Origin of the sequence: Enterobacter sp. R-1.6.2, from assembly GCF_035064085.1 — a bacterium.
GTDB classification, from domain to species: Bacteria; Pseudomonadota; Gammaproteobacteria; order Enterobacterales; family Enterobacteriaceae; genus Enterobacter; species Enterobacter asburiae_B.
In genome coordinates this window covers 83,808-109,344 of sequence record NZ_JASEYI010000013.1, presented here as the reverse complement: position 1 = coordinate 109,344, position 25,537 = coordinate 83,808, and the positions used below count along the sequence as shown (strand labels likewise).

26 protein-coding genes are annotated in these 25,537 nt (G+C 57.0%); 8 read left to right on the top strand and 18 right to left on the bottom strand.

From position 1 onward, the window contains the following. Positions 1–7 precede the first annotated feature (7 nt). Entirely contained in the window at positions 8–877 is an 870-nt protein-coding gene (locus tag QMN93_RS15360) for a phosphoribulokinase (RefSeq protein ID WP_023309465.1), read from the top strand. A 66-nt stretch (positions 878–943) separates the two neighbouring features. Here QMN93_RS15360 and QMN93_RS15355 read toward each other — a convergent pair whose 3' ends face one another. Then, positions 944–1,348: an OsmC family protein gene (locus QMN93_RS15355; protein ID WP_008503018.1), complete on the bottom strand. Its 405-nt coding sequence runs from the start codon at positions 1,346–1,348 to the stop codon at positions 944–946. Between the two features lie 311 nt (positions 1,349–1,659). On the opposite strand from QMN93_RS15355, the gene crp reads away from it, so the two are divergent. Both crp and QMN93_RS15345 read left to right on the top strand, forming a co-directional pair. Continuing rightward, on the top strand, positions 1,660–2,292 hold the full coding sequence (crp, locus tag QMN93_RS15350) for a cAMP-activated global transcriptional regulator CRP (RefSeq protein ID WP_000242758.1): 633 nt from the start codon (positions 1,660–1,662) through the stop codon (positions 2,290–2,292). Positions 2,293–2,349: 57 nt separating this feature from the next. Then, positions 2,350–4,437, top strand: coding sequence for a YccS/YhfK family putative transporter (locus QMN93_RS15345; RefSeq protein ID WP_193140162.1), 2,088 nt, complete (start codon positions 2,350–2,352; stop codon positions 4,435–4,437). Here QMN93_RS15345 and QMN93_RS15340 read toward each other — a convergent pair. From QMN93_RS15340 to ppiA, 4 genes are all read right to left on the bottom strand, one after another. Continuing rightward, a complete protein-coding gene (locus QMN93_RS15340) occupies positions 4,434–5,654 on the bottom strand; it encodes an aspartate aminotransferase family protein (protein WP_193140120.1) in 1,221 nt (406 codons plus the stop codon). The two genes, QMN93_RS15345 and QMN93_RS15340, sit on opposite strands and share 4 nt — an antisense overlap. A gap of 87 nt (positions 5,655–5,741) precedes the next feature. Continuing rightward, positions 5,742–6,305, bottom strand: a complete 564-nt coding sequence (gene pabA / locus QMN93_RS15335) for an aminodeoxychorismate synthase component 2 (protein ID WP_047059796.1) — start codon at positions 6,303–6,305, stop codon at positions 5,742–5,744. 30 nt (positions 6,306–6,335) lie between these two features. Beyond that, positions 6,336–6,920, bottom strand: coding sequence for a putative adenosine monophosphate-protein transferase Fic (locus QMN93_RS15330; RefSeq protein ID WP_069303363.1), 585 nt, complete (start codon positions 6,918–6,920; stop codon positions 6,336–6,338). A 106-nt stretch (positions 6,921–7,026) separates the two neighbouring features. Further along, on the bottom strand, positions 7,027–7,599 hold the full coding sequence (ppiA, locus tag QMN93_RS15325) for a peptidylprolyl isomerase A (protein WP_023309471.1): 573 nt from the start codon (positions 7,597–7,599) through the stop codon (positions 7,027–7,029). Positions 7,600–7,877: 278 nt separating this feature from the next. On the opposite strand from ppiA, the gene tsgA reads away from it, so the two are divergent. Then, positions 7,878–9,062, top strand: a complete 1,185-nt coding sequence (tsgA, locus tag QMN93_RS15320) for an MFS transporter TsgA (RefSeq protein ID WP_193140122.1) — start codon at positions 7,878–7,880, stop codon at positions 9,060–9,062. A 3-nt stretch (positions 9,063–9,065) separates the two neighbouring features. On the opposite strand, the gene QMN93_RS15315 is transcribed toward tsgA, so the two are convergent. Then, entirely contained in the window at positions 9,066–10,382 is a 1,317-nt protein-coding gene (locus QMN93_RS15315; protein WP_058841977.1) for a cytosine deaminase, read from the bottom strand. A 239-nt stretch (positions 10,383–10,621) separates the two neighbouring features. On the opposite strand from QMN93_RS15315, the gene nirB reads away from it, so the two are divergent. From nirB to QMN93_RS15295, 4 genes are all read left to right on the top strand, one after another. Next, complete coding sequence (gene nirB, locus QMN93_RS15310) at positions 10,622–13,165, top strand: nitrite reductase large subunit NirB (protein ID WP_033146803.1); 2,544 nt, start codon at positions 10,622–10,624, stop codon at positions 13,163–13,165. Next, complete coding sequence (gene nirD, locus QMN93_RS15305; protein ID WP_087823622.1) at positions 13,162–13,488, top strand: nitrite reductase small subunit NirD; 327 nt, start codon at positions 13,162–13,164, stop codon at positions 13,486–13,488. The genes nirB and nirD overlap by 4 nt, the downstream gene beginning before the upstream one ends. Before the next feature lie 135 nt (positions 13,489–13,623). Further along, entirely contained in the window at positions 13,624–14,997 is a 1,374-nt protein-coding gene (gene cysG / locus QMN93_RS15300) for a siroheme synthase CysG (RefSeq protein WP_182382778.1), read from the top strand. Between the two features lie 142 nt (positions 14,998–15,139). Next, positions 15,140–15,310: a YhfL family protein gene (locus QMN93_RS15295; RefSeq protein ID WP_008503029.1), complete on the top strand. Its 171-nt coding sequence runs from the start codon at positions 15,140–15,142 to the stop codon at positions 15,308–15,310. A gap of 145 nt (positions 15,311–15,455) precedes the next feature. Here the strand turns inward: QMN93_RS15295 and trpS are convergent, their stop codons facing one another. From trpS to pilM, 12 genes are all read right to left on the bottom strand, one after another. Then, the gene (gene trpS / locus QMN93_RS15290) at positions 15,456–16,460 is read right to left on the bottom strand and encodes a tryptophan--tRNA ligase (protein ID WP_193140123.1); all 1,005 of its coding nucleotides are present in this window, start codon (positions 16,458–16,460) and stop codon (positions 15,456–15,458) included. Then, the gene (gph, locus tag QMN93_RS15285; protein WP_193140125.1) at positions 16,453–17,214 is read right to left on the bottom strand and encodes a phosphoglycolate phosphatase; all 762 of its coding nucleotides are present in this window, start codon (positions 17,212–17,214) and stop codon (positions 16,453–16,455) included. The genes trpS and gph overlap by 8 nt, the downstream gene beginning before the upstream one ends. Next, positions 17,207–17,884 carry a ribulose-phosphate 3-epimerase gene (gene rpe, locus QMN93_RS15280; protein ID WP_024907923.1) on the bottom strand — a complete coding sequence of 226 codons (678 nt, stop codon included), beginning with the start codon at positions 17,882–17,884 and terminating at the stop codon, positions 17,207–17,209. Before rpe ends, gph begins: the two co-directional genes overlap by 8 nt. Positions 17,885–17,925: 41 nt before the next feature. After that, entirely contained in the window at positions 17,926–18,738 is an 813-nt protein-coding gene (dam, locus tag QMN93_RS15275) for an adenine-specific DNA-methyltransferase (protein ID WP_033146808.1), read from the bottom strand. A 67-nt stretch (positions 18,739–18,805) separates the two neighbouring features. Then, the gene (gene damX, locus QMN93_RS15270) at positions 18,806–20,104 is read right to left on the bottom strand and encodes a cell division protein DamX (RefSeq protein WP_033146809.1); all 1,299 of its coding nucleotides are present in this window, start codon (positions 20,102–20,104) and stop codon (positions 18,806–18,808) included. A 92-nt stretch (positions 20,105–20,196) separates the two neighbouring features. Beyond that, positions 20,197–21,285 carry a 3-dehydroquinate synthase gene (gene aroB, locus QMN93_RS15265; protein WP_033146810.1) on the bottom strand — a complete coding sequence of 363 codons (1,089 nt, stop codon included), beginning with the start codon at positions 21,283–21,285 and terminating at the stop codon, positions 20,197–20,199. A gap of 57 nt (positions 21,286–21,342) precedes the next feature. Next, positions 21,343–21,864, bottom strand: coding sequence for a shikimate kinase AroK (gene aroK / locus QMN93_RS15260; RefSeq protein WP_003861630.1), 522 nt, complete (start codon positions 21,862–21,864; stop codon positions 21,343–21,345). 286 nt (positions 21,865–22,150) lie between these two features. Further along, entirely contained in the window at positions 22,151–23,374 is a 1,224-nt protein-coding gene (gene hofQ, locus QMN93_RS15255) for a DNA uptake porin HofQ (protein WP_223862645.1), read from the bottom strand. Further along, on the bottom strand, positions 23,301–23,705 hold the full coding sequence (locus QMN93_RS15250) for a HofP DNA utilization family protein (RefSeq protein ID WP_033146812.1): 405 nt from the start codon (positions 23,703–23,705) through the stop codon (positions 23,301–23,303). The genes hofQ and QMN93_RS15250 overlap by 74 nt, the downstream gene beginning before the upstream one ends. Further along, complete coding sequence (locus QMN93_RS15245; RefSeq protein ID WP_064673705.1) at positions 23,695–24,150, bottom strand: hypothetical protein; 456 nt, start codon at positions 24,148–24,150, stop codon at positions 23,695–23,697. Before QMN93_RS15245 ends, QMN93_RS15250 begins: the two co-directional genes overlap by 11 nt. Before the next feature lie 3 nt (positions 24,151–24,153). Next, positions 24,154–24,648 carry a PilN domain-containing protein gene (locus tag QMN93_RS15240; RefSeq protein ID WP_033146814.1) on the bottom strand — a complete coding sequence of 165 codons (495 nt, stop codon included), beginning with the start codon at positions 24,646–24,648 and terminating at the stop codon, positions 24,154–24,156. After that, a complete protein-coding gene (gene pilM, locus QMN93_RS15235) occupies positions 24,645–25,421 on the bottom strand; it encodes a pilus assembly protein PilM (protein WP_193140127.1) in 777 nt (258 codons plus the stop codon). The genes QMN93_RS15240 and pilM overlap by 4 nt, the downstream gene beginning before the upstream one ends. Between the last annotated feature and the right edge of the window lie 116 nt (positions 25,422–25,537).

The following is a 25,537-nucleotide window of genomic DNA, read 5'->3' as shown; positions in this document are numbered from 1 at the left end:
AGTTGCTATGTCTGCCAGACATCCGGTTATTGCCGTTACGGGGTCGAGTGGTGCGGGAACCACCACCACCAGCCTCGCATTTCGCAAGATTTTCGCCCAGCTGAATCTCCGTGCGGCGGAGGTCGAAGGCGACAGCTTTCACCGCTACACGCGCCCGGAGATGGACATGGCCATTCGTAAGGCGCGCGATTCGGGTAAACACATCAGCTACTTCGGCCCGGAGGCCAATGACTTTGGCCTGCTGGAACAAACCTTTATAGAGTACGGTAAGAGCGGCAAAGGGCAGTCCCGCAAGTATCTGCATACCTATGATGAAGCCGTACCCTGGAATCAGGTGCCGGGAACCTTTACCCCGTGGCAGCCGCTGCCGGAACCCACCGACGTCCTCTTTTACGAAGGATTGCACGGCGGCGTGGTCACGCCTCAACACGACGTGGCGCGCCACGTGGATCTGCTGGTCGGCGTGGTCCCTATCGTTAACCTGGAGTGGATCCAGAAGCTGACGCGCGACATGAGCGAGCGCGGCCATTCGCGAGAGGCGGTGATGGACTCCGTGGTGCGCTCCATGGAGGATTACATTAACTTCCTGACGCCGCAGTTCTCCCGCACCCATATCAACTTCCAGCGCGTGCCGACGGTGGACACCTCGAACCCGTTTGCCGCTAAAAGCATCCCGTCGCTGGATGAGAGCTTTGTGGTGATCCATTTCCGCAATCTCGAAGGCATTGATTACCCGTGGCTGCTGGCAATGCTGCAGGGCTCGTTTATTTCGCACATGAATACGTTAGTCGTGCCGGGCGGAAAAATGGGGCTGGCGATGGAGCTCATCATGACGCCGCTGGTGGAGCGACTGATGGAAGGGAAGCAGATCGCGTGAGCATGTTCCCTCTCCCTGTGGGAGAGGGTTAGGGTGAGGGCATCAACACGCACGATGCCCCATCAGTCACGCCTCGATCACTTCATACGAATGCGTGATTTTTACCGCTTTCTCCAGCATTAACGCCACAGAGCAGTACTTCTCCGCAGACAGGTCCACCGCACGCGAGACCGCCGCGTCTTTCAGCTCTTTACCGGTGACCACAAAGTGCAGGTTAATATGGGTGAACAGGCGTGGCGCCTCTTCGCGACGCTCTGACGTGAGTTTAACCTCACAATCCGTCACGTCATGACGTCCTTTTTGCAGAATCGACACCACATCAATTGCGCTGCATCCGCCTGCCGCCATCAGCACCATTTCCATTGGGCTGGGTGCTTTATCACCGGAGTTACCGTCCATCAAAATCTGGTGTCCTGACGCGGACTCGCCCAGGAACGTTAAACCTTCAACCCATTTCACGCGCGCTTGCATATTCATTAACTCCAACGTTGCATTTTTGGTGACAGATTACGTGTGCGTTACATTTATCGCAATGGAAGGCGACCTGCATCATGCTGAAGCGAGACACCAGGAGACACGCGGCGAAAGCTATGCTAAAACACTCAGGATGCTACAGTAATACATTGACGTTACACGTGTATGCAGAGGACATCAAACTTTACTGGCTGCGAAACGTTACGGTAGCCGACTTCCCAGGGTATGGGTAAGAATTCGATTGCAACCCCAGAGTCCGGATGCATCTGATGACTCTGGTGACAGCTTATAACAGAGGATAACAGCGCATGGTGCTTGGCAAACCGCAAACAGACCCGACTCTCGAATGGTTCTTGTCTCATTGCCACATTCATAAGTACCCATCGAAGAGCACGCTGATTCACCAGGGTGAAAAAGCGGAAACGTTGTATTACATCGTTAAAGGCTCGGTGGCAGTGCTGATCAAAGATGAAGAAGGGAAAGAGATGATCCTTTCTTATCTGAACCAGGGCGATTTCATCGGTGAACTGGGCCTGTTTGAAGAGGGCCAGGAACGTAGCGCCTGGGTTCGTGCAAAGACAGCATGTGAAGTGGCTGAAATTTCTTACAAGAAGTTCCGTCAGCTGATTCAGGTTAACCCTGACATCCTGATGCGTCTTTCTTCCCAGATGGCGCGCCGTCTGCAGGTCACGTCAGAGAAAGTGGGTAACCTCGCCTTCCTGGACGTTACCGGCCGTATCGCACAAACTCTGCTGAACCTGGCGAAACAGCCAGACGCCATGACCCACCCGGACGGCATGCAAATTAAAATTACCCGTCAGGAAATTGGTCAGATCGTCGGTTGCTCCCGTGAAACAGTAGGCCGTATCCTGAAAATGCTGGAAGATCAAAACCTGATCTCCGCCCACGGTAAAACCATCGTGGTCTACGGAACGCGTTAATTCCGCTTAAACGGCGTGCCATCGCAAGGTGTCACGCCGTTTTTGTCTCTACTCCCCATGTGGCGCAGGCTGATCTATCACCCGGAAGTTAACTACGCACTGCGGCAAACGCTGGTGTTGTGTCTTCCTGTGGCCATAGGCCTGATACTCGGACATCTTCAACAAGGCCTGCTGTTTTCCCTCGTGCCCGCCTGCTGCAACATCGCCGGTCTGGACACACCGCATAAGCGCTTTTTCAAACGCCTGATTATCGGTGGCTGCCTGTTTGCCGGCTGTAGCCTCGCCGTACAACTTCTGCTTGCCCGGGATATCCCGCTGCCGCTGATCCTGACCGTGCTGGCGATGACCCTTGGCGTCACGGCGGAAATCAGTTCGCTGCACGCTCGCCTGCTTCCCGCCTCGCTGATTGCGGCCATTTTCACGCTGAGCCTCGCCGGGAACATGCCGGTGTGGGAGCCGCTGCTGATCTACGCCCTGGGGACATTATGGTACGGGCTGTTTAACTGGTTTTGGTTCTGGCTGTGGCGGGAGCAGCCGCTGCGTGAATCCCTGAGCCTGCTCTATGTGCAGCTTGCGGATTACTGCGAAGCCAAATACACCCTGCTCACCCAGCATACCGACCCGGAAAAATCCTTACCGCCGCTGCTGACGCGCCAGCAGAAGGTGGTGGATCTCATAAGCCAGTGCTATCAGCAGCTGCATATGCTCGCCGCCAACAAGAACCACGAATACAAACGGCTGCTGCGTACCTTCCAGGTCGGGCTGGATCTACAGGAGCATATCTCCGTAAGCCTTCACCACCCGCAGGAGGTGCAAAAGCTGGTCGAGCGCAGCCACGCCGAAGCGGTGATCCGCTGGAACGCGCAGACCGTCTCGGCACGTCTGCGCGTGCTGGCCGATGATATTCTCTACCACCGCTACCCGACGCGCTTTAACATGGAAAAACAGCTGGGCGCGCTGGAGAAAATCGCCCGCCAGCATCCCGATAACCCGGTCGGCCAGTTTGCCGCCTGGCACTTCAGCCGCATCGCCCGCGTGTTGCGCACCCAGCGCCCGCTTTATCCCCGCGACCTGATGGCGGATAAGCAAAAACGGCTTCCGCTATTGCCCGCGCTCAAAAGCTATCTTTCTCTTAAATCGTCCGCTCTGCGCAACGCCGCAAGGATCAGCGTGATGCTCAGTACCGCCAGCCTGATGGGCATGGCGCTGCACCTGCCGAAACCCTACTGGATCTTAATGACCGTGCTGTTTGTCACCCAGAACGGCTACGGCGCCACGCGGGTGCGTATTCTGCATCGGGCTGGCGGAACGCTGGCCGGGCTGATCATTGCGGGCGTGACGCTGCACTTCCACGTGCCGGAAGGCTATACCCTGGCAGGGATGCTGGCGATTACGCTGGTGAGCTACCTGATTATCCGCAAAAACTACGGCTGGGCGATGGTGGGCTTTACGGTGACGGCGGTATATACCCTGCAGCTGCTCACGCTGAATGGCGAACAGTTTATTGTCGCCAGGCTGATTGATACCCTGATCGGCTGCCTGATTGCCTTTGGCGGCATGGTCTGGCTGTGGCCGCAGTGGCAGAGCGGGCTGCTGCGCCAGAACGCCCACGACGCGCTGGAAGCCGACCAGCAGGCTATTCGCCTGATCCTGAGCAACGACCCGCAGCCCTCCCCGCTGGCCTATCAGCGGATGAAGGTCAACCAGGCGCACAACGCCCTGTTTAACTCACTCAACCAGGCGATGCAGGAGCCGGGCTTTAACTCGCACTATCTGGCAGACATGAAGCTCTGGGTGACGCACAGCCAGTTTATCGTCGAGCATATTAACGCCATGACCACGCTGGCGCGCGAGCACACGATGCTAACGCCGGATCTGGCGCAGCGCTATTTGCAGTCGTGTGAAATTGCGTTGCAGAGGTGTCAGCAGCGTCTGGAGTATGACGCGCCGGGCGAGTCGGGCGACTCAAACATTCTTGAAGCGCCGGAGACGTTGACCCACGGGCCAATGAGCACCCTGGAGCAGCATTTACAGCGCGTTCTGGGGCATCTGAACACCATGCACACCATTTCGTCGGTGGCATGGCGTCAGCGTCCGCATCACGGCATTTGGTTAACGCGCCGGCTAAAGCGAACCGAGTATTAGCCTTTTACAATCTTCTCGACCGCGACAGCAAAGCGGGTTAACCCGTCTTCGATGTCTTTGTCTTCTACCACCAGCGACGGCGCAAAGCGCATCACGTCAGGCCCGGCATTAAGCACCATCACCCCTTCGTGCGCGGCGGCGTGCAGGAAGTCGCGCGCGCGGCCTTTGTACTGAGGCTTCAGTTCGGCGCCAATCAACAGCCCCATCCCGCGGATTTCGCTGAACACATCGTACTGCTCATCAATCTTTTGCAGGTGTTTTACGAAAAGCTCGCGCTTCGCGCTAACGGCGTTCAACACCTCCGGCGTGTTGATAATGTCGAATGCGGCACCCGCCACGGCGCTCGCCAGCGGGTTACCGCCGTAGGTGGAACCATGAGAACCGACGTGGAACGCGGAGGCGATCTCCTGCGTCGTCAGTACCGCACTCACCGGGAAACCGCCGCCGAGCGCTTTGGCGCTGGTCAGAATATCCGGCGTCACGCCGTAGTGCATATAAGCGAACAGATCGCCGGTACGCCCCATCCCGCACTGCACTTCATCAAAGACCAGCAGCGCCTGATGCTCGTCGCACAGCGCGCGCAGCCCTTTCAGGAATTCCGGGGTTGCCGCCGTCACGCCGCCTTCCCCCTGGATCGGCTCGACAACAACGGCGCAGGTATGGTCGTCCATGACCGCTTTCACCGCGTGCAGATCGTTAAACGGCACGTGGACAATGTCGGCCGGTTTCGGGCCAAACCCGTCGGAATACTTCGGTTGGCCGCCAACGGAGACGGTAAAGAAGGAGCGTCCGTGGAAGGCATTGTGGAAGGCGATGATTTTGGTTTTGTACGGGCTGTGGCGCGTTGTCGCGTAGTAGCGTGCCAGCTTAAACGCAGTTTCGTTGGCTTCAGTGCCGGAGTTCATAAACAGCACGCGCTCGGCAAAGGTCGCATCGATGATCTTGCGGCCCAGGCCCAGCGCCGGTTCGTTGGTGAACACATTGCTGGTATGCCACAGGGTTTCGCCCTGGGTTTTCAGCGCCTCAACCAGCGCGGGATGGCAATGACCCAGCGCCGTGACCGCAATCCCGCCCGCGAAATCCACATACTCTTTACCCTGCTGATCCCAGACGCGGCTGCCTTTCCCCTTCACCGGGATAAACTCAGCCGGTGCATAAATCGGCAGGATCACTTCATCAAATGTCGCGCGGGTAATTGCTGGTTGTTCAGTTGCCATGTCATGACCATCCATTTTTATGTCACAGTGATTGTGAAAATATAATCACAAAATATGCATAAAAAATCACAGCAAGGCAACAGATATTCAGCGATTGAGGAAATTTGCCAGCAGCGCGTGCCCCTGCTCGCTGAGGATGCTTTCCGGGTGGAACTGCACGCCTTCGAGGTCCCATTCGCGGTGGCGAATCCCCATGATCTCCTGCGTATCGCTCCAGGCGGTCACCTCAAAGCAGTCGGGCAGGGTCGACGGGTCAATCACCAGGGAATGGTAGCGCGTCACGGTTAACGGGTTATTGAGCCCCGTGAATACCCCGGTGCCGGCGTGGGTGACCGGAGAGGTTTTACCGTGCATCACTTTCGCGGCGCGCACGATGGTGGCACCAAACGCCTGAGCAATCGCCTGATGGCCCAGACAAACGCCCAGGATCGGCAGCTTGCCGGCATAGTGCTGGATAACATCCAAAGAAATACCCGATTCTGACGGCGTACACGGCCCCGGAGAAATCACGATTTTCTGCGGAGCCAGCGTCCCGATATCGGCCAGTCCGATCTCGTCGTTGCGGCGGACAACCACCTCTGCACCCAGTTCACAAAAATACTGGTAAAGGTTCCAGGTGAAGGAATCGTAGTTATCAATCAGCAGAATCATGGCGGCTCCCGAAAAAAATGCCGCCCTATTCTACTCAGATTCCCGCGCTTCGCTCACTACTTTGGCAAAGATAGCGTTCAGCGCGGTTAAATCTCCCGTTGCGCCGCTTCGGTTAGCCGTCACCCACTGGTCGGGATCGATATCGCGCCAGTCCAGCGAGTAGCCCGCGTGGAGCGCCAGCTGCTCGAAGAAAACGCGCTGGGCAATACCGTTGCCGCGCATAAATGGATGCAGCATGTTGATTTCGCAGTAATAGTGGCTAACCCGGTCAACAAACGCCGCTTTCTCAAGACCCACGAGATACTTTTCGCTTTCCAGCGCCGCCATCAGCTCGTTGCCCATCTTCTCGATGTATTCGAAATGGCAGAAAGGAATGTCACCCTTAAAAATATCGTCGGTACGTAACTCGCCTGCCCGCTTCATCTCGCTGCGGTACAGATGACGATGAATGAGGCACAGATGGGGCAACCCGGGCGCGGAAGGCCCAAGCTCCAGCGTCTCAATATGGGGCTCTGAGGGACCATTACCTTTTTCAAGGAGACAACTGGCCTGTAAATTGACGTTACGCTGCTGTTCCCAGAGACGGGATTTTTGCTTGTCGGTGAGCTTTTTCACTTAACGCCTCCCTGAATAGTCCGTTTGCCACAAGTATAAGCAGCAAAACGCGCTTTCGCAGGGAGGGTCACATAACGCGGGCAGAAGAAGCCCGCGCTCAGAAGAATTACGGCAGAACTTTTGCGGAGAGGATAACCACCGGTTTTGACGGCACATTCTGGTACGGACCGACGTCGTGAGTAGGCACCTGAGAAATCTTATCGGCCACGTCCATGCCTTTCACAATCTTACCGAAAACGGCATAGCCAAAGTCGCGCTGACCGTGGTCGAGGAAGGCGTTATCCGCCACGTTCAGGAAGAACTGGCTGGTCGCGCTATCTTTGTCTGCGGTACGCGCCATGGAGATGGTGCCGCGTTTGTTCAGCAGGCCGTTGTCCGCTTCGTTTTTGATTGGCGGGTTAGGCTGCTTCTGCTGCATCTGCTCGTTGAAGCCGCCGCCCTGTACCATAAAGCCTGGGATCACGCGGTGGAAGGTGGTGTTGTTATAGAAACCACTGTTCACGTAGTCGAGGAAGTTTTTCACAGAAACCGGAGCTTTCTGGCTATTCAGTTCCAGCTCAATATTCCCGGCAGAGGTGGTCAGCAGAACGTGAGGGTCCCCTTTGGCTGCCAGCGCAGCAGGGGAAACGGCAGAAAGAGCAAACACAGCTGCGACAGCCGCCAGTGTTGATTTGAGCATGAGAATTCCTTAACAAAGCGCAGTATAAAAAGCGAATGGCTTGATTCTAAAGAGCAGTATGAACGGAGACCAGCCTTTTACCTAATTTTACGAAATTGAAACAATTATTACCGCGCAAACGATTGGTTACGCCGTCAATTAATGTGATTTAGATCACACTAAAACCTGCAATGACGTAATCATTGCCCTTAAAAGATAGGAATAGATCACTTTAGCGACTAAAATCTGCCCGCTCTCAGCGCCCCCCGGGCGCTTTTCTTTTTCTGAACAGGCCAGACATGACTAACAGCAATCGCATCAAGCTCACATGGATCAGCTTCTTCTCCTACGCCCTGACCGGCGCGTTGGTGATCGTCACCGGGATGGTGATGGGGAATATCGCAGACTACTTCCAGCTGCCCGTTTCCAGCATGAGTAACACCTTTACCTTCCTCAACGCGGGGATCCTGATCTCTATCTTCCTGAATGCCTGGCTGATGGAAATCGTCCCGCTGAAAACCCAGCTGCGCTTTGGCTTTGTGCTGATGGTTGCCGCCGTGGCGGGCCTGATGCTGAGCCACAGCATCGCCCTGTTCTCCGCAGCTATGTTCGTGCTGGGTCTGGTCAGCGGGATCACCATGTCGATCGGTACGTTCCTGATTACCCACATGTATGAAGGCCGCCAGCGCGGCGCGCGTCTGCTGTTTACCGACTCCTTCTTCAGCATGGCCGGAATGATTTTCCCGATGGTCGCGGCGGTTCTGCTGGCGCGCAGCATTGAGTGGTACTGGGTTTATGCCTGCATCGGCCTGGTCTACGTGGCGATCTTTATTCTGACCTTCGGCTGCGAGTTCCCGGTGCTGGGCAAGAAAGCGCAAACCACCGCAGAGCCCGTTGCGAAGGAAAAGTGGGGCATCGGCGTGCTGTTCCTCTCCATCGCCGCGCTGTGCTACATCCTGGGCCAGCTGGGCTTTATCTCCTGGGTACCGGAGTACGCTAAAGGTCTGGGCATGAGCCTGAACGACGCGGGTAAAGTGGTGAGCGATTTCTGGATGTCTTACATGTTCGGCATGTGGGCGTTTAGCTTCATCCTGCGCTTCTTCGACCTGCAGCGCATTCTGACCGTGCTGGCGGGGCTGGCGACCGTGCTGATGTACCTGTTCATCAACGGTTCACCGGAGCACATGCCGTGGTTCATTCTGACCCTGGGCTTCTTCTCCAGCGCCATTTATACCTCGATCATCACCCTGGGCTCCCTGCAGACCAAAGTGGCCTCGCCGAAGCTGGTTAACTTCGTCCTGACCTGCGGCACCATCGGCACCATGCTGACCTTCGTGGTCACCGGCCCGATCGTGGCCCACAGCGGCCCGCTGGCGGCGCTGCACACCGCGAACGGTCTGTATGCCGTGGTGTTCATCATGTGCTTCGCTCTGGGCTTCGTGACCCGCCACCGCCAGCACAACGCGGCGGCAGCGTCTCACTAACCCCTACGCCCCTTTGCGCTCGGCAGAGGGGCTGTTTCTGGCAAAACTTACCTCTTCTCCTCCGATATCCATCTGGATCCACGTCTGCGCCAGCTGCGTCGTGGCGATCACCCGCCCCTGACGAATCGACCAGCGCACCGGCACCTGACAGCGCACCGCTTCAAACCCGCTCTCCGCAGGCAGAATAATCAGGTTCGCCGGGTTCCCCGTGGCAATACCGTAATCGCTCAGGCCGAAGGTACGGGCGCTGTTATGGGTGATGAGATTCAGGCCGCTGTCGATTTGCGGATAGCCCATCATCTGGCAGACGTGCAGCCCCATATGCAGCACCTGCAGCATGTTGCCGGTGCCGAGCGGGTACCACGGGTCGAAGACGTCGTCATGACCGAAGCAGACGTTAATGCCCGCTTCCTGCAGCTCTCTCACCCGGGTGATGCCGCGGCGCTTCGGATAGTCATCAAAGCGCCCCTGAAGATGAATATTGACCAGCGGGTTAGCGACGAAGTTAATCCCCGACATTTTCAGCAGACGGAAGAGCCGCGAGGTGTAAGCGCCGTTGTAGGAGTGCATGGCGGTGGTGTGGCTGGCCGTCACGCGCGGGCCGATACCTGCTTCATACGCCAGCGCTGCCACCGTCTCGACAAACCGCGACTGCTCGTCGTCGATTTCATCGCAGTGGATATCCAGCGGACGGTCATACTTCTTCGCCAGTTCAAAAGCGATATGCAGCGACTGCACGCCATACTCGCGGGTGAACTCGAAGTGCGGGATCGCCCCCACCACGTCGGCCCCCAGCCTTAACGCCTCTTCCAGCAGCGCCGCGCCGTTCGGGTAAGAGAGAATACCTTCCTGCGGGAACGCGACGATTTGCAGCGTCACCCACGGGGCAACCTCCTGCTTCACCTCCAGCATCGCCTTCAGGGCGGTGAGCGTCGGGTCGGAGACATCCACATGGGTACGGACAAACTGGATGCCGTTGGCAATTTGCCACTTCAGCGTTTTCCAGGCGCGCGCTTTAACATCCTCATGGCTGAGCAACGCCTTGCGCTCCGCCCAGCGCTCAATGCCTTCGAACAGCGTGCCGGACTGGTTCCAGTTCGGCTCACCCGCGGTCTGGGTCGTATCAAGATGAATATGCGGCTCAATGAACGGCGGGATAGCAAGCCCGCCACGCGCGTTCAATACTTCATAACTTTCGGCGTGGGTGTCGTCCATCGGGGTGATGTCACCAAATCGCCCGTTCTCAATGGCGAGCTGCCACAGCCCTTCCTGACCCGGTAAACGAACATTCTGAACAAGCCATAACGGTGTTGTAGACATACCCTTCCCCTAAAAAACGCCGCTGATATTCAGGCGTATCGATTTTGGCAAAACCGCCCCTGATTTGTACACAAATTCAACGAGCACGAAAAGCCTGCGATTTCCGCCACTTATAAAAATCCTGACAAATCAGTTATATACCACCTAAGGAGTAGGCGAAGACGTATTTGATTTGCATCAATAAGCGCCCCTGCTGAATCGTTAAGGTAGGCAATAATAGAAAAGAAATCGAGGCAATAATGAGCAAAGTCAGACTCGCTATCATCGGTAACGGCATGGTCGGCCACCGCTTTATTGAGGATCTTCTCGATAAGGCCGATGCTGAGCAGTTCGATATTACCGTGTTCTGTGAAGAACCCCGCAAGGCGTACGACCGTGTGCACCTGTCTTCCTACTTCTCCCATCATACCGCCGAAGAGCTCTCTCTGGTGCGCGAAGGTTTCTACGAGAAGCATGGCGTAAAAGTGCTGGTGGGCGAACGCGCTATCACCATCAACCGTCAGGAAAAAGTGATCCACTCCAGCGCCGGGCGTACGGTTTTTTACGACAAGCTGATCATGGCGACGGGCTCCTATCCGTGGATCCCGCCGATCAAAGGCTCGGAAACTCAGGATTGCTTCGTCTACCGTACCATTGAAGACCTCAACGCCATCGAGTCCTGCGCCCGTCGCAGCCGTCGCGGCGCGGTCGTCGGCGGCGGCCTGCTGGGTCTGGAAGCGGCAGGCGCGCTGAAAAACCTCGGCGTTGAAACCCACGTCATCGAATTTGCCCCGATGCTGATGGCCGAACAGCTCGACCACATGGGCGGTGACCAGCTGCGTCGTAAAATCGAAAGCATGGGCGTGAAGGTTCACACCAGCAAGAACACCAAAGAGATCGTTCAGGAAGGGACTGAAGCGCGCAAAACCATGCGCTTTGCCGACGGCAGCGAGCTGGAAGTGGACTTCATCGTCTTCTCCACCGGTATTCGCCCGCGCGACAAGCTGGCGACCCAGTGCGGGCTGGCCGTGGCGCAGCGCGGCGGGATCATGATCAACGACGCCTGCCAGACCTCCGATCCGGATATCTACGCCATCGGCGAATGCGCCAGCTGGAATAACCGCGTCTACGGCCTGGTGGCGCCGGGCTACAAAATGGCGCAGGTCGCCGTGGACCATATCCTCGGCAGCGAAAACGCGTTTACCGGTGCAGACATGAGCGCCAAGCTGAAGCTGCTGGGCGTGGACGTGGGCGGTATTGGCGATGCGCATGGCCGCACGCCCGGCGCTCGCAGCTATGTCTATCTCGACGAAAGCAAAGAAGTCTATAAACGCCTCATCGTCAGCCAGGACAACAAAACCCTGCTCGGCGCGGTGCTGGTGGGCGACACCAGCGACTTCGGCAACCTGCTCCAGCTGGTGCTGAACGCCATCGAGCTGCCGGAAAACCCGGACGCGCTGATCCTCCCGGCGCACGCGTCCAGCGGCAAGCCGTCTATCGGCGTGGATAAACTGCCGGACAGCGCGCAGATTTGCTCCTGCTTCGACGTCACCAAAGGCATGCTAATCTCCGCCATCAACAAAGGCTGCCACACAGTTGCGGCGCTGAAAGCGGAAACCAAAGCCGGTACCGGCTGCGGCGGCTGTATTCCGCTGGTCACTCAGGTGCTGAACGCCGAACTGGCGAAACAGGGCATCGAAGTGAACAACAACCTGTGCGAGCACTTCGCGTATTCTCGCCAGGAGCTGTATCATCTGATCCGCGTGGAAGGCATCAAGTCCTTCGACGAACTGCTGGCGAAACACGGCCAGGGCTACGGCTGCGAAGTGTGTAAACCGACCGTCGGCTCCCTGCTGGCCTCCTGCTGGAACGAGTACGTACTCAAGCCGGAACACACGCCGCTGCAGGACACCAACGACAACTTCCTGGCGAACATCCAGAAAGATGGCACCTACTCCGTTATTCCACGCTCAGCCGGTGGCGAAATCACGCCGGAAGGGCTGGTCGCCGTGGGCCGTATTGCGCGTGAATTTAACCTCTACACCAAAATTACCGGCTCCCAGCGTATCGGCCTGTTTGGCGCGCAGAAAGACGATCTGCCGGAAATCTGGCGTCAGCTGATTGAAGCCGGCTTCGAAACCGGTCACGCGTATGCCAAAGCGCTGCGCATGGCGAAAACCTGCGTGGGGAGCACCTGGTGCCGCTACGGCGTCGGCGACAGCGTGGGCTTCGGCGTGGAGCTGGAAAACCGCTACAAAGGCATCCGCACCCCGCACAAAATGAAGTTTGGCGTCTCCGGCTGTACCCGCGAATGTGCGGAAGCGCAGGGTAAAGACGTGGGGATCATCGCCACCGAGAAGGGCTGGAACCTGTACGTCTGCGGCAACGGCGGGATGAAGCCACGCCACGCGGACCTGCTGGCGGCGGATCTCGATCGCGACACGCTGATTCAGTATCTCGACCGCTTCATGATGTTCTATATCCGCACCGCCGATAAGCTGACCCGTACCGCCTCCTGGCTCGATAACCTGGAAGGCGGCATCGACTACCTGAAAGCGGTCATCATCGACGACAAGCTGGGCCTGAACGAGCACCTGGAAGCGGAGATGGCGCGCCTGCGCGAGGCGGTGATCTGCGAATGGACGGAAACCGTCAACACCCCGGCGGCGCAGACGCGCTTCAAACACTTCATTAACAGCACCCAGCGCGACCCGAACGTACAGGTTGTACCGGAGCGTGAACAGCATCGTCCGGCGACACCGTATGAACGTATTCCGGTCACGCTGGTGGAGGAAAACGCATGAGCCAGTGGATAAACATTTGCGATATTAACGACATCATCCCGGCCACCGGCGTATGCGCGCTGCTGGGCAGCGAGCAGGTTGCGATTTTCCGCCCTCGCCACGATGAACAGGTTTTTGCCATCAGCAATATCGACCCGTTCTTCGAGGCCAGCGTGCTCTCCCGCGGGCTGATTGCCGAGCATCAGGGCGAACTGTGGGTCGCCAGCCCGCTGAAAAAGCAGCGTTTCCGCTTAAGCGACGGCTACTGCATGGAAGATGATAGTCATTCAGTGAAGCACTATGACGTTCGCGTGAAGGACGGCAAGGTGCAGCTGAAAGGCTAATCCCCCGCCTTTTCAATACGAAAAGCTTATGACCCCTTATGGGTAACGGCAGGAAAAACCGTATGTTTTGTACGATTCCTGCTGTTATCCTGACGTCAATTCTTATCCCCTCCATGAAAGCTGCGAGGTAACGTCGTGGATCACCTGCCGATTTTTTGTCAATTACGCAACCGCGACTGCCTGCTCGTGGGCGGCGGCGACGTGGCTGAACGCAAAGCGCGCCTGCTGTTAGAGGCTGGCGCCCGGCTCACCGTCAACGCCCTCGCCTTCGCCCCACAGTTTGAGGTCTGGGCCCAGGAAGGGATGCTCACGCTGGAACAGGGTGAGTTTAATGAATCCCTGCTCGATACCTGCTGGCTGACGATTGCCGCAACGGACGACGATGAAGTGAACCAGCGCGTCAGCGACGCCTGCGAAGCGCGCCGAATCTTCTGCAACGTGGTGGATGCGCCGAAAGAGGCCAGCTTTATTATGCCGTCGATTATCGACCGCTCGCCGCTGATGATTGCGGTGTCGTCCGGCGGACGCTCGCCGGTTCTCGCCCGCCTGCTGCGGGAAAAGCTGGAGGCCGTGCTGCCGCAGCACCTTGGTCAGATTGCGCATTACGCCGGGCAGCTCCGCTCCCGCGTGAAGCAAACCTTCTCGACCGTTGGCGAGCGTCGTCGCTTCTGGGAAAAATTCTTTGTGAACGACAGGCTGGCGCAGTCGCTGGCGAATCAGGACACCAAAGCCGTAGAAGAGACGACCGAACAGCTGCTCAGCGAGCCGCTGGACCATCGCGGCGAAGTGGTGCTGGTGGGCGCAGGCCCCGGCGATGCGGGCTTGCTGACGCTGAAAGGGCTACAGCAGATCCAGCAGGCCGATACCGTGGTTTACGATCGCCTGGTCTCTGATGACATCATGAACCTGGTACGCCGCGATGCCGACCGCGTATTCGTTGGAAAACGGGCGGGCTATCACTGCGTGCCGCAGGAGGAGATTAACCAGATCCTGCTGCGCGAGGCGCAGAAAGGTAAGCGCGTGGTGCGCCTTAAGGGTGGCGATCCGTTTATCTTTGGTCGCGGCGGCGAGGAGCTGGAAACCCTGCGTGACGCGGGTATTCCGTTCTCCGTCGTGCCGGGCATTACGGCGGCATCCGGCTGCTCAGCTTACTCTGGCATTCCGCTGACCCACCGCGACTATGCCCAGAGCGTGCGTCTGGTGACGGGCCATCTGAAAACCGGCAGCGAGCTGGACTGGCATAACCTGGCCGCTGAAAAGCAGACGCTGGTGTTCTACATGGGGCTGAACCAGGCCGCGACGATTCAGGCGAAGCTGCTGGAGCACGGCATGGAGGCTGATATGCCGGTTGCGCTGGTGGAAAACGGTACCGCCATTACGCAGCGCGTGGTGGATGGCGTGCTGACGCAGCTCGGTGAACTGGCGCAGCAGGTAGAGAGTCCGGCGCTGATTATTGTTGGCCGCGTGGTTGAACTGCGCGAAAAACTCAACTGGTTCTCTAATCACTAACGCATATCCGTTCTTCTTCGAGTAGTCCTTAACCGGACTACTCCCCTGTTACCGCTGTCGATAACATACCGCCCTGAAATGGAACTTTTCCATTTATTCCCTCGTGTTACATCCAATTTAAGTTTCAAGACAAGGAATGCGTATGTTCAAACTGGCAAAAGCCGCCGTTCTGGTTGGCCTGTTATCGACTCTGACCGCCTGCACCGGTCACGTGCAAAACACCAAAAATAACTGCAGCTACGATTACCTGCTGCACCCGGCGATCTCCATTTCGAAGATCATCGGCGGTTGCGGCCCGGCGGCGCAGCAGTAAGCGTTTGACAGGCGTAAAAAAACCGGGATTTCCCGGTTTTTTAGTTTTGGAGAGTGTGGTTTTTAGTCGGGTGGCGGCTCCGCCTTACCCGACCTACACGATCCCGTAGGCCGGGTAAGCGTCAGCGCCACCCGGCAAAGCAGGCTCAAGGTTTACCCACAAACCCAATCGCTTCGTACACCGCTTTCAGGGTTTCGGACGCGCGCGCGCTGGCTTTTTCCGCGCCGTCTTTCATCACCTTCTGCAGGAAAGCTTCGTCGTTACGGTAGCGGTGATAACGCTCCTGCAGCTCGGTCAGCATCCCGGAAACGGCGTCTGCCACTTCACCTTTCAGGTGGCCGTACATCTTGCCTTCGAAGTGCTGCTCCAGCTCAGGAATGCTTTGGCCGGTCACGCCGGAGAGGATATCCAGCAGGTTGGAGACGCCCGCTTTGTTCTGCACGTCGTAGCGCACAACAGGCGGCTCGTCGGAGTCGGTGACCGCACGCTTGAGCTTTTTGACGACGGATTTCGGATCTTCCAGCAGGCCAATAACGTTGTTGCGGTTATCGTCAGACTTGGACATCTTCTTGGTCGGCTCCAGCAGCGACATCACGCGCGCGCCGGATTTTGGAATAAACGGCTCTGGCACTTTAAACACATCACCGTAAATCGCGTTAAAGCGCTGGGCGATATCGCGGCTCAGCTCCAGATGCTGCTTCTGGTCTTCACCCACCGGCACCTGGTTGGTTTGATACAGCAGGATGTCCGCCGCCATCAGCACCGGATAGTCGAACAGACCGGCGTTGATGTTTTCAGAGTAGCGCGCGGATTTATCCTTGAACTGGGTCATGCGGCTCAGCTCACCGAAATAGGTGTAGCAGTTCAGCGCCCAGCCCAGCTGCGCGTGCTCTGGCACGTGAGACTGAACGAAAATGGTGCTCTTCTCTGGATCGATGCCGCAGGCCAGGTACAGCGCCAGCGTATCCAGGGTGGCTTTACGCAGCTTCTCAGGATCCTGACGCGCGGTAATCGCGTGGAGATCGACGATGCAGTAAATGCAATGGTAGTCATCCTGCATGCTGACCCACTGACGTAACGCACCCATGTAGTTACCAATGGTCAATTCACCTGAAGGCTGTGCGCCACTAAAAACGATGGGCTTAGTCATGATTCAATTCCTGATGTTCACTGTGCGAAAGCCCGAGTGCGGGCAACAAATCTTTGAAGTGGTCGAAGACCACATCCGGCTCACTTAGCGTGATGGCCTCACCGTAGTTGTAGCCATAGGTTAACCCGACGGAAGGACACCCTGCCGCTCGGGCAGCCAGAATATCATTGCGCGAATCCCCGACAAAGAGCAGCTCCGCAGGCGTTAAGGATAATTTTCCTGCCACCAGCAACAGCGGTTCCGGATGCGGCTTTTTGTTCTGCACGTCATCGCCGCCCACAATCACGGAGAAGTACTTCGCGATATCCAGCGCTTCCAGCAGCGGTGCAACGAACGGGGTTGGCTTGTTGGTCACCAGCCCCAGCGGGAGGCCCTTCGCGTGCAGCGCGCTCAGCGTTTCCTGAACGTCCGGGAACAGGAAACTGCCCTCCTCGACGGTCTCTTCATAGAAACGATCGAACAGTTTGCGCAGAATCCGCAGCTGTTCATCCTTAGGGATGTCAGCGTGGTCAACGCTCGGTTTACCCTGCGCGGAACGCTGCGACGCGCGCTCCTGACGCGCCCACGTCAACGCGCGCTCCATCAGGACATCGGCGCCGTTGCCAATCCACGTTACCACGCGCTCTTCCCCCGCAACGGGGAGTTCAAGGGCGTACAGCGCCTGGTCTACGGCGCTCGTTAAGCCCGGCGCGCTGTCGACCAGCGTGCCGTCGAGGTCAAATGCGATACCCCGAATTGCCTGCAATTTATCCATGACTTACCTTCGCCAGCTCACGGCGCATTTCATCAATGACTTTTTTGTAATCCGGTTGGTCGAAAATTGCCGAACCTGCAACGAACATATCCGCGCCGGCTGCCGCAATTTCACCAATGTTATTCACTTTCACACCGCCGTCCACTTCCAGGCGAATATCGTAACCTGACTCATCAATACGACGGCGCACTTCACGCAGCTTATCCAGCGTGTGGGGAATGAACGACTGACCGCCAAAGCCCGGGTTAACGGACATCAGCAGAATCACGTCCAGCTTGTCCATGACATAGTCGAGATAGCTCAGCGGCGTGGCCGGGTTAAACACCAGGCCCGCCTTACAGCCGTTCTCTTTGATCAGCTGCAGCGTGCGGTCCACGTGTTCAGAGGCTTCAGGATGGAAAGTGATGATACTGGCACCCGCTGCGGCGAAGTCAGGCACGATGCGATCAACAGGCTTAACCATCAGGTGAACGTCGATCGGCGCGGTAATGCCATAGTTACGTAATGCCTTGAGCACCATTGGGCCAATGGTCAGGTTAGGGACGTAGTGGTTGTCCATAACGTCGAAATGGACGACATCTGCGCCAGCCGCGAGAGCTTTGGCGGTGTCTTCACCCAGGCGGGCAAAATCGGCCGACAGAATTGAGGGAGCAATCAAAAACTGTTTCATCCGCTTCTCCTTGAAATGTGTTTACCGGCGGGCAAAACGGCTCAGGGGCGATAAAGAGCCAGAAGTTCGTCCACCTTTTTACGTGTGCCGCCGTTGCTGCTAATGCTACGCCGCACTTTGACCTGAAAATGCTTCGCGGCTTTATACCATTCGCGCGTATCAGGCGTGTCGTGATTCGAAATTAACACCGGAATTCTTTTGCTGACCAGCTTTTCTGCCATCTCCGCCAGACGGGCCTGTTCGGCCGGGCTGAAGCTGTTGGTGTGATAAGCGGTGAAATTCGCCGTTGCAGACAGTGGTGCGTAAGGCGGGTCACAGTAAACCACCGAGTTTACGCCTGCCAGCTCCATACACTCTTCATAGGAGAGGCAATGAAACTCTGCGTTCTGCGCTTTTTCGGCAAAGTGGTACAGCTCGTCCTGCGGGAAATACGGGCGCTTATAGCGACCAAACGGCACGTTAAACTCTCCGCGCAGGTTATAGCGGCACAGGCCGTTGTAACCATGACGGTTGAGATAGAGGAACAGCAGCGCCCGACGGAACGGATCCTGACTCTGATTAAACTCAGTGCGGAACTGGTAGTAAACGTCCGGCTGATTATTCTCCGGCGTAAACAGTTTGCGCGCCTCTGCGACATACTCTTCGGTACGCAGCTTAACAATGTTATAGAGGCTGATAAGGTCGTTGTTGATATCCGCCAGGATATAACGAGAAAAATCGGTGTTGAGGAACACCGATCCCGCACCCACGAAAGGCTCGATTAGACACTCGCCTTTTGGCAGGTGCTTTTTAATATCATCGAGCAGGGGGTATTTCCCCCCTGCCCATTTCAGAAAAGCGCGATTTTTTTTCATGCTGACTAACTGATTACACCTTCTCCGGCTGTGGAGAAAGCTCCGACAGCATCCTGCGCTTTAAACATTACTTCAGATCGGCCTGAACCTGATGAATCGGCTTCGCCCAGGGATTTTTTGCCTGAACATCCGCTGGCAGTGCCGCTACGGCACGTTTCGCTTCATCTTTGGACGAATAAACGCCGCTGACCAGCACATACCACGGTTGACCGTTACGGGTCGTCTGATAAACAACATAGTCTTTCAGATTTGATTTCTTCGCCCAGCTGTTGAGGTTGTCATAGTTAGACGAACTGCTCAGCTGCAGCGTGTAGTTGCTGGATGGCGCAGACTTCATCGAGCCAACGTTACCTGCAGTTTTGCCTGCGGCGCTGCTGGAGGCTGTTGCCGTGGCTGCTGGAGCCGTTGCTGCAGGTGCCGCTGTGGTTGCCGTTGCTTTCGGCGCAGTCTGCGTGACTGGCGCTTTAGCAGGCTCGCTCACCGCAGCCGTTTCGGTGCGTTTCGGCTGTGCCGGTACGGCTTTCACTTCAGGCGCTTTTACGACTGCCTGAGGTTTGGTTTCACGCTTAGGCTCAATCACCGCCTGCTTACGTTCAGGACGCGTCGCAGTTTGCGTCTGGCGCGGTTTGGTTTCCGTCGCAGCCGTTTGTGGCTGAGCGTTACCGCCGCGAATTGGGGCAACGGTTGCCGGCTCAGTTGGCAGCGTGGAGTTAACCACGACGTTATCAACCTGCTGCTGGTTCTGCGGCTGCGTCAGCGCATTGTTCAGATCACCCTGAACTTCTACGCGCTGCTGGCCTTCAGGCGTAGCAGGTGCCTGACCCTGAGCAGGGGTTGAAGAAACGGGCGGCAGAGAAACATCCTGCGGCGCTGTGGTGTTACCTGCGGTCTGCTCTGCGGAAGTCGCACCCGGTGCAGGCTGTGCGCCATTCGCCTGATTGGTCGCATCGTTACCGGACAGGTTGATGCTCTTCTCAGCGGAAGCAGTTTGCTCGGTTGAGTTCGTTGACGGTGCTTTAAGCGCGGAGCCAATGCCAACAATCAGCAGCACAAGCACCAGAACGCCCAGGCCCATCATGATGTACTGGCGGGAAGCCGGTTTCGGCGCAGCGGCTTTTTTACGTTTACGTGGGCGACGCTCTACAGGCTGTTCGTCCATTGAATCTTCTTCGGACTCATAATCCTCTTCTGCTCGCTCTTCGTGCGCGTTGCGGCTGCGCGAAGGGCGACGATCGTCTGCATCCAGATCAACATCGTCAAAGTTGATCTGCGGCTCGTTATCACGTTCTGAAGATTGACGAGAACGACCAGTACGACGATCGCTGGGATCGGGTTTCAGCTCGTCTTCTGGTTTGAATTCATCCATTTAACACCCCACTCAAAGGCTTATGCTAACGACTTTGCATTTCACCTGAAGCTAAACGACCACCTGCGACAGTGGCCTGACCTTTCTAGTTGTTACGCCTGCTGACAATCAGCGATAGCGCCAAGAACGACATCGTGCGGCACTCCGCCGCGCACTTCACTCTTCCCTATTGCAAGCGGGAGTACAAGACGCATCTCACCTGCCAATACTTTTTTATCGCGCATCATGTGGGGTAAATACGCTTGCGCCGACATCTCCTGCGGCCCGGTTACCGGCAAACCTGCACGCTCAAGCAGCGCAATGATGCGTGCCGTCTCTTCAGGTTTAAACTGCCCCAGACGTTCAGAGGTGCGCGCTGCCATGACCATACCGGCCGCGACGGCTTCACCGTGCAGCCAGTTGCCGTAACCCATCTCGGCTTCAATGGCGTGGCCAAACGTATGCCCAAGATTCAGTAAAGCACGTAAGCCCGTTTCACGCTCGTCTGCAGCGACAACTTCTGCTTTCAGTTCACAACAACGACGAATGCAGTATGCCAGTGTAGCCTCATCCAGGCACAGCAGCGCATCCATATTCTCTTCAAGCCAGCTAAAGAACTCGCCATCCAGAATAATGCCGTATTTGATCACTTCCGCCAGACCCGAAGCCAGTTCGCGCTTCGGCAGGGTTTTCAGACAGTCGAGATCCACCACCACCGATGCGGGCTGGTAGAACGCGCCAATCATGTTTTTGCCGAGCGGATGGTTGACTGCCGTTTTGCCACCCACAGAGGAGTCGACCTGGGACAGCAACGTGGTCGGGATTTGAATAAAACGGACGCCACGTTGATAGCTTGCGGCCGCAAATCCGGTCAGATCGCCCACAACACCGCCGCCCAGGGCAAGCAGTGTTGTATCGCGACCGTGCGGTTTTTGCAGCAATGCGGTAAAGACGGTATCCAGTACCGTCAGGCTTTTATACTGCTCGCCATCGGGGAGAATCACACTGTCGACTTTTACGCCCGCCTGCTCAAGCAGGTGGCGTACGCGGTCGAGATAAAGCGGAGCCAGCGTCTCATTGGTGACCAGCATCGCCTGATCACCCGCTTTCAGTGGTAAAAAGGAAGCTGGGTCGTTAAACAAACCAGCCGCGATGGTGATAGGGTAACTACGTTCCCCGAGAGTAACTGTAATCCTCTCCATGACGCGACATCCACCTTTAATGCTTTTACCCGCAGGCGAGTGTATATAAAGCCAGAATCAGTTGCTTTCCAGCATATGAATAATCTGGTTTGCAACCACTTTAGCGCTCTGGTCGTCAGTACGAATGGTCACGTCGGCAATCTCTTCATACAGCGGATTGCGTTCATCGGCCAACGCTTCCAGAACTTCGCGTGGTGGCGTTTCAACCTGCAGCAGCGGGCGCTTTTTATCGCGCTGCGTACGTGCCAGCTGTTTCTCGATGGTCGTCTCAAGATAGACCACTACGCCACGGGCGGAGAGACGGTTACGGGTTTCGCGAGATTTCACAGAACCGCCGCCTGTTGCCAGAACGATGCCCTGTTTTTCCGTGAGTTCGTTGATCACTTTTTCTTCTCGGTCACGGAAACCTTCTTCGCCTTCTACATCGAAAACCCAGCCCACATCAGCTCCGGTTCGTTTCTCAATCTCTTGATCAGAATCGTAAAATTCCATATTGAGTTGTTGAGCTAACTGACGCCCAATAGTGCTTTTGCCGGCACCCATAGGCCCAACCAGAAAGATATTGCGTTTCTCTGCCATTTTATCGGTACTACTAAGACTATTCGTTAATGGTAATTCCCGCTTCGCAGACACCCAGCGTAGCAGGACATGAACTGAAACCTCATATGCAATAGAGCGAGAGTCAGACTAAAAATTATCTCAATACTCCGGCTTGTTTGGCAACTGATTAAATCACCGCGCCGGGCGCATAAGGTAATAAGACGTAAGTCCAACTCAAATCGGTACTCCTTGTATGCTAATTCATGCCCCACGTCAAACATCTGCAACAAACTGAATGCAAAATCATTGCGGGGATCGTTACCCGTCAGCGAATACCGACCAGACGTGGTGTAATAAACACCACTAGCTCGCGCCGTTCATTATCCTTCCCATCGTGGCGAAAAAGCTGCCCAAGCCAGGGGATTTTCCCCAGCCCCGGCACGCTGTCGCTGCCGGTTTTGTTCTTCTGCGAAAAAATTCCGCCCAACGCCAGCGTTTCTCCACTTTTTACCTCCACCTGGGTTTCTATCTCCTGTTTGTCGATCGCCAGCGTTTCGCCGTCAGCCTGCTGCAGGACTTGTCCCGGCATATTTTCACTGATGTGCAATTTCAGGCGCACGCGCCCTCCCGGTAAGACCACCGGCGTGACCTCCATCCCTAGTACCGCCTCTTTAAACTCAACGGAGGTTGCCCCGCTTTCACCGCTTGAGACCTGATACGGTATTTCACTCCCCTGCTTGATGCTGGCCGGTTGCATATGCGAGGCCAGCAGCCGCGGGCTGGCGATGATATCGACCTGCTGTTTTTGCTCCAGCGCAGAAAGCTCCAGATCCAGCAGCCGACCATTGATCCGTCCGATGTTAAAACCCACGTGGCTGGTGGCGCTGGCGACGGAAAGATCGCTACCAAGCGTGGTGAGCTGGCCAACCTTGCCCGCGTCGGCGGCGTCGGCGAGATTCCATTTCACCCCTAGCTCACGCAGGCTTTTTTCATTAATGGTCACAATATGCGCCGCCAGCTCGACCTGTTCGACGGGTATATCCATCTGAGCGGCCCAGCGCTGCAGCGTCTCCACCACCGTCTGGTTATCGCGAATCAGCAGCCGGTTGGTGCGTTTGTCGAGAGACAAACTTCCCTTTGGGCTCAGGAGTTTTTCCGCGTCTTTTTGCAGCTCTCCGGCATCGGCATAGGAGAAAGCGAGGCTGTGAGAAACCAGCGGTGCCTCAAGCTGTCGACGCGTTCGCTCCTGTTCTGAGCGCTCCTGCTGTTCACGCTGCCAGGCCGCGGTATGAACATAAAAAATGCCGCCCTCCTCTCGCAAAACGAGGCCAGCGCTGGTGACAACCGTCTGTAACGCTTGCCGCCAGGGGACGCGCGTCAGGTTGAGCGAAAGCGAGCCGCCGACGTCAGGCGATATCACCAGATTTCGATTCTCCTGTGCGACCAGGCTCTGCAGCACCTGGACTACAGGCACGTCATCCACCACCAGCGTGACCGGTTTTGGCGCGGCGGCCCACAGCGGATGGCTGAACGCCAGCAGCCACAGCATTATCCGTAAATTCATTCTTATCCGTTCCTTCTCGTTGCCACGTCCATGTTCCTGGTTCACATGTGTCACCCACATCAACAACCAGTTCCGTTTCATTGATAGCTGTTATCGTCCAGCCCGCCGGGAAGCGCTCATGCGTTTTCAGCCGGTACCAGCGCTTTTGCCCATCCTGCAAAATGCCGATAGCCTGCTGTCCTCCCACCATGCCGCGATAGCGCCACTGCGCCAGCTCGCCAATGGCACAAGGATCGTCCGGCGGGCGAAACGGATCGCGCATGCCGGTCAATAGCAGCGCTGAGCAAACCAGCAAATATCGCGCGCTATTTCGCATGTTCCAGCTCCAGCCGCAGGCGCAACGCTGTACCTTGTGGGGCAATCGCGAAAGCGGCGATCTGCACATCCCGCTGCGCCAGCCGGGAAAAAAGCGCCGGGAGAGCCTGCCACTCCACCTCCAGCATCAGTTCCCCTCCGTTCTGCAGCGGCTTCCAGTGAACCAGCGTTGCGTTATCACCCTGAAAATCGAGCGGGGAAAACGGCGTCAGCTCGCGTACTTCCGTTGTTTCCGTACGAAACGGCAACTTTCTGACGGCAGGCCATAACGCCGCGTTCGTCCTCGCGTCCTGAATCAGCTGTCGCTGTCGTTCAGCACACTGCCTGTCCAGCGGTCTGAGCAAGGTGCCCCACGCGGCCAGTCCTGCCAGGAGGCTCCCCAGACACCACAAAAGCACCCGATACCAGGGACGGCTTTCGCACCAGCGTTCTAACAGGGTATCCATGCGTTACCCCTCGCTTTTAAGATGGAGGGTGAACATCCAGCGCCCCTGGCTGTCCTGCCGAAGCTCACCCGCCGTTCCGGGCGTAAAACCCGCTATTTGGCCCAGCGCATCGCGCAGAGCAGACAGGGCTGGCAGGGTTATGGCATACCCGGTCAACATCAGAGCAGGAGGCTGATAGCGAAGCTCTGTCAGCCAGACCTGTGAAGGAGTGGCGCGGGAAAGGGATTCCAGCACCGGTTGCCATGCGCGTTGTTGACGTGTCTGCGCTGGCTTCTGCGCCTGTGAGGCGAGTTTCTGCCGGGAGGCAAGCGCGTGCTGCACGGTCTGCATTCCCGTCAGCTCCGTTTGCAGCGCGTGCAGCCTCATAACAGGGTTTATCCGCAGGCAAAAAATGACCGCGAACATCAACAGCACTGTGCCGACACACATTGCGCCCCAGAAGCGCAGGCATCGCGCGCGCCGCTGCTGTCGCCAGGGCAGAAAGTTCATGAGGCTCATCCGGGCACCTCGCTCATGGCCAGCGCCAGCGCAACGGTATAATCAGCGCCGCAGTCCGGTAGCGGGGCATGGCAGCGTTCCAGGATTTCCCACGGGTCACGTCGGTTATCAAACAGCGCGATGTCATCCGGACCAAGCGCCAGCAGCGCCGCCAGCTCGGCCACGCTTTCGGCTTCTGTGGTAAAGCGGCGTCCCCACTGGTGGCGCATCGCCCACAGCCACTGCCGATCGTCGCGCCAGGCGACGCACGTCGCTGGCGCCACCGCAGGAAGAAGATTCGCCAGCGCGCTGGCATCCGGCGTAATGGCCACCAGCCGCAAACGCAGCGTTTTCGCCAGCGCCAGTAGGGTATCAACCTCGTTGTTTTGCGCGGCGGTCACGTGAAAGGTATTGCTGAAGGTATCCTGCGCGTAATCGAAACAGAGCGTATCGGCAGACATCTCCAGTTCGCGCGCGAGCGCCGCGCCAAGCCATGAGAGCTGCTCGCTGTCGCGCAGCGCAACGGTCGGACGGGGGAGCGACCGTTGCAGGGTGCGTGCTGCCGGGAAAGAGAGGAACACCCGGTGGTAGTGCGGCAGCGTTTTGCGCCAGTCGCGTAACGCATCAACCAGCTGTTCTGGCTGACAAATTTTGCCGTCACGAATGATGCCCTCGGCCAGAGGAATCGCCCACCAGCGGCGCAAGCACCAGCCCGACTTCTCCCGGGCCAAGGCGACGATCTGCACCCTATCCTGTTGAATATGAACGCCCGTTTGCCATGTTTTGAAAGCCATGCTTCACGATCTCCTTATCGCCCGTCGTCTTGACGGCTATATCAATGAATCAGGCTTGCCTTTATACTACCGCGCGATTGTTTAGAAACTGCCCAAGTGAAACCAAATGGGAAATC

Bases quoted from the DNA above. Each gene is read 5' to 3' on its own strand.
- dam (WP_033146808.1), bottom strand. From the start codon at position 18,738: ATGAAAAAAAATCGCGCTTTTCTGAAATGGGCAGGGGGGAAATACCCC.
- aroK (WP_003861630.1), bottom strand. From the start codon at position 21,864: ATGGCAGAGAAACGCAATATCTTTCTGGTTGGGCCTATGGGTGCCGGC.
- nirD (WP_087823622.1), top strand. From the start codon at position 13,162: ATGAGCCAGTGGATAAACATTTGCGATATTAACGACATCATCCCGGCC.
- QMN93_RS15315 (WP_058841977.1), bottom strand. From the start codon at position 10,382: ATGTCTACAACACCGTTATGGCTTGTTCAGAATGTTCGTTTACCGGGT.
- QMN93_RS15250 (WP_033146812.1), bottom strand. From the start codon at position 23,705: ATGCGAAATAGCGCGCGATATTTGCTGGTTTGCTCAGCGCTGCTATTG.
- trpS (WP_193140123.1), bottom strand. From the start codon at position 16,460: ATGACTAAGCCCATCGTTTTTAGTGGCGCACAGCCTTCAGGTGAATTG.
- QMN93_RS15295 (WP_008503029.1), top strand. From the start codon at position 15,140: ATGTTCAAACTGGCAAAAGCCGCCGTTCTGGTTGGCCTGTTATCGACT.
- QMN93_RS15345 (WP_193140162.1), top strand. From the start codon at position 2,350: ATGTGGCGCAGGCTGATCTATCACCCGGAAGTTAACTACGCACTGCGG.
- pilM (WP_193140127.1), bottom strand. From the start codon at position 25,421: ATGGCTTTCAAAACATGGCAAACGGGCGTTCATATTCAACAGGATAGG.
- QMN93_RS15355 (WP_008503018.1), bottom strand. From the start codon at position 1,348: ATGCAAGCGCGCGTGAAATGGGTTGAAGGTTTAACGTTCCTGGGCGAG.
- nirB (WP_033146803.1), top strand. From the start codon at position 10,622: ATGAGCAAAGTCAGACTCGCTATCATCGGTAACGGCATGGTCGGCCAC.
- rpe (WP_024907923.1), bottom strand. From the start codon at position 17,884: ATGAAACAGTTTTTGATTGCTCCCTCAATTCTGTCGGCCGATTTTGCC.
- pabA (WP_047059796.1), bottom strand. From the start codon at position 6,305: ATGATTCTGCTGATTGATAACTACGATTCCTTCACCTGGAACCTTTAC.
- QMN93_RS15240 (WP_033146814.1), bottom strand. From the start codon at position 24,648: ATGAGCCTCATGAACTTTCTGCCCTGGCGACAGCAGCGGCGCGCGCGA.
- damX (WP_033146809.1), bottom strand. From the start codon at position 20,104: ATGGATGAATTCAAACCAGAAGACGAGCTGAAACCCGATCCCAGCGAT.
- hofQ (WP_223862645.1), bottom strand. From the start codon at position 23,374: ATGCTGTGGCTGCTGGCGTTCAGCCATCCGCTGTGGGCCGCCGCGCCA.
- ppiA (WP_023309471.1), bottom strand. From the start codon at position 7,599: ATGCTCAAATCAACACTGGCGGCTGTCGCAGCTGTGTTTGCTCTTTCT.
- gph (WP_193140125.1), bottom strand. From the start codon at position 17,214: ATGGATAAATTGCAGGCAATTCGGGGTATCGCATTTGACCTCGACGGC.
- aroB (WP_033146810.1), bottom strand. From the start codon at position 21,285: ATGGAGAGGATTACAGTTACTCTCGGGGAACGTAGTTACCCTATCACC.
- QMN93_RS15340 (WP_193140120.1), bottom strand. From the start codon at position 5,654: ATGGCAACTGAACAACCAGCAATTACCCGCGCGACATTTGATGAAGTG.
- crp (WP_000242758.1), top strand. From the start codon at position 1,660: ATGGTGCTTGGCAAACCGCAAACAGACCCGACTCTCGAATGGTTCTTG.
- QMN93_RS15360 (WP_023309465.1), top strand. From the start codon at position 8: ATGTCTGCCAGACATCCGGTTATTGCCGTTACGGGGTCGAGTGGTGCG.
- tsgA (WP_193140122.1), top strand. From the start codon at position 7,878: ATGACTAACAGCAATCGCATCAAGCTCACATGGATCAGCTTCTTCTCC.
- QMN93_RS15245 (WP_064673705.1), bottom strand. From the start codon at position 24,150: ATGGATACCCTGTTAGAACGCTGGTGCGAAAGCCGTCCCTGGTATCGG.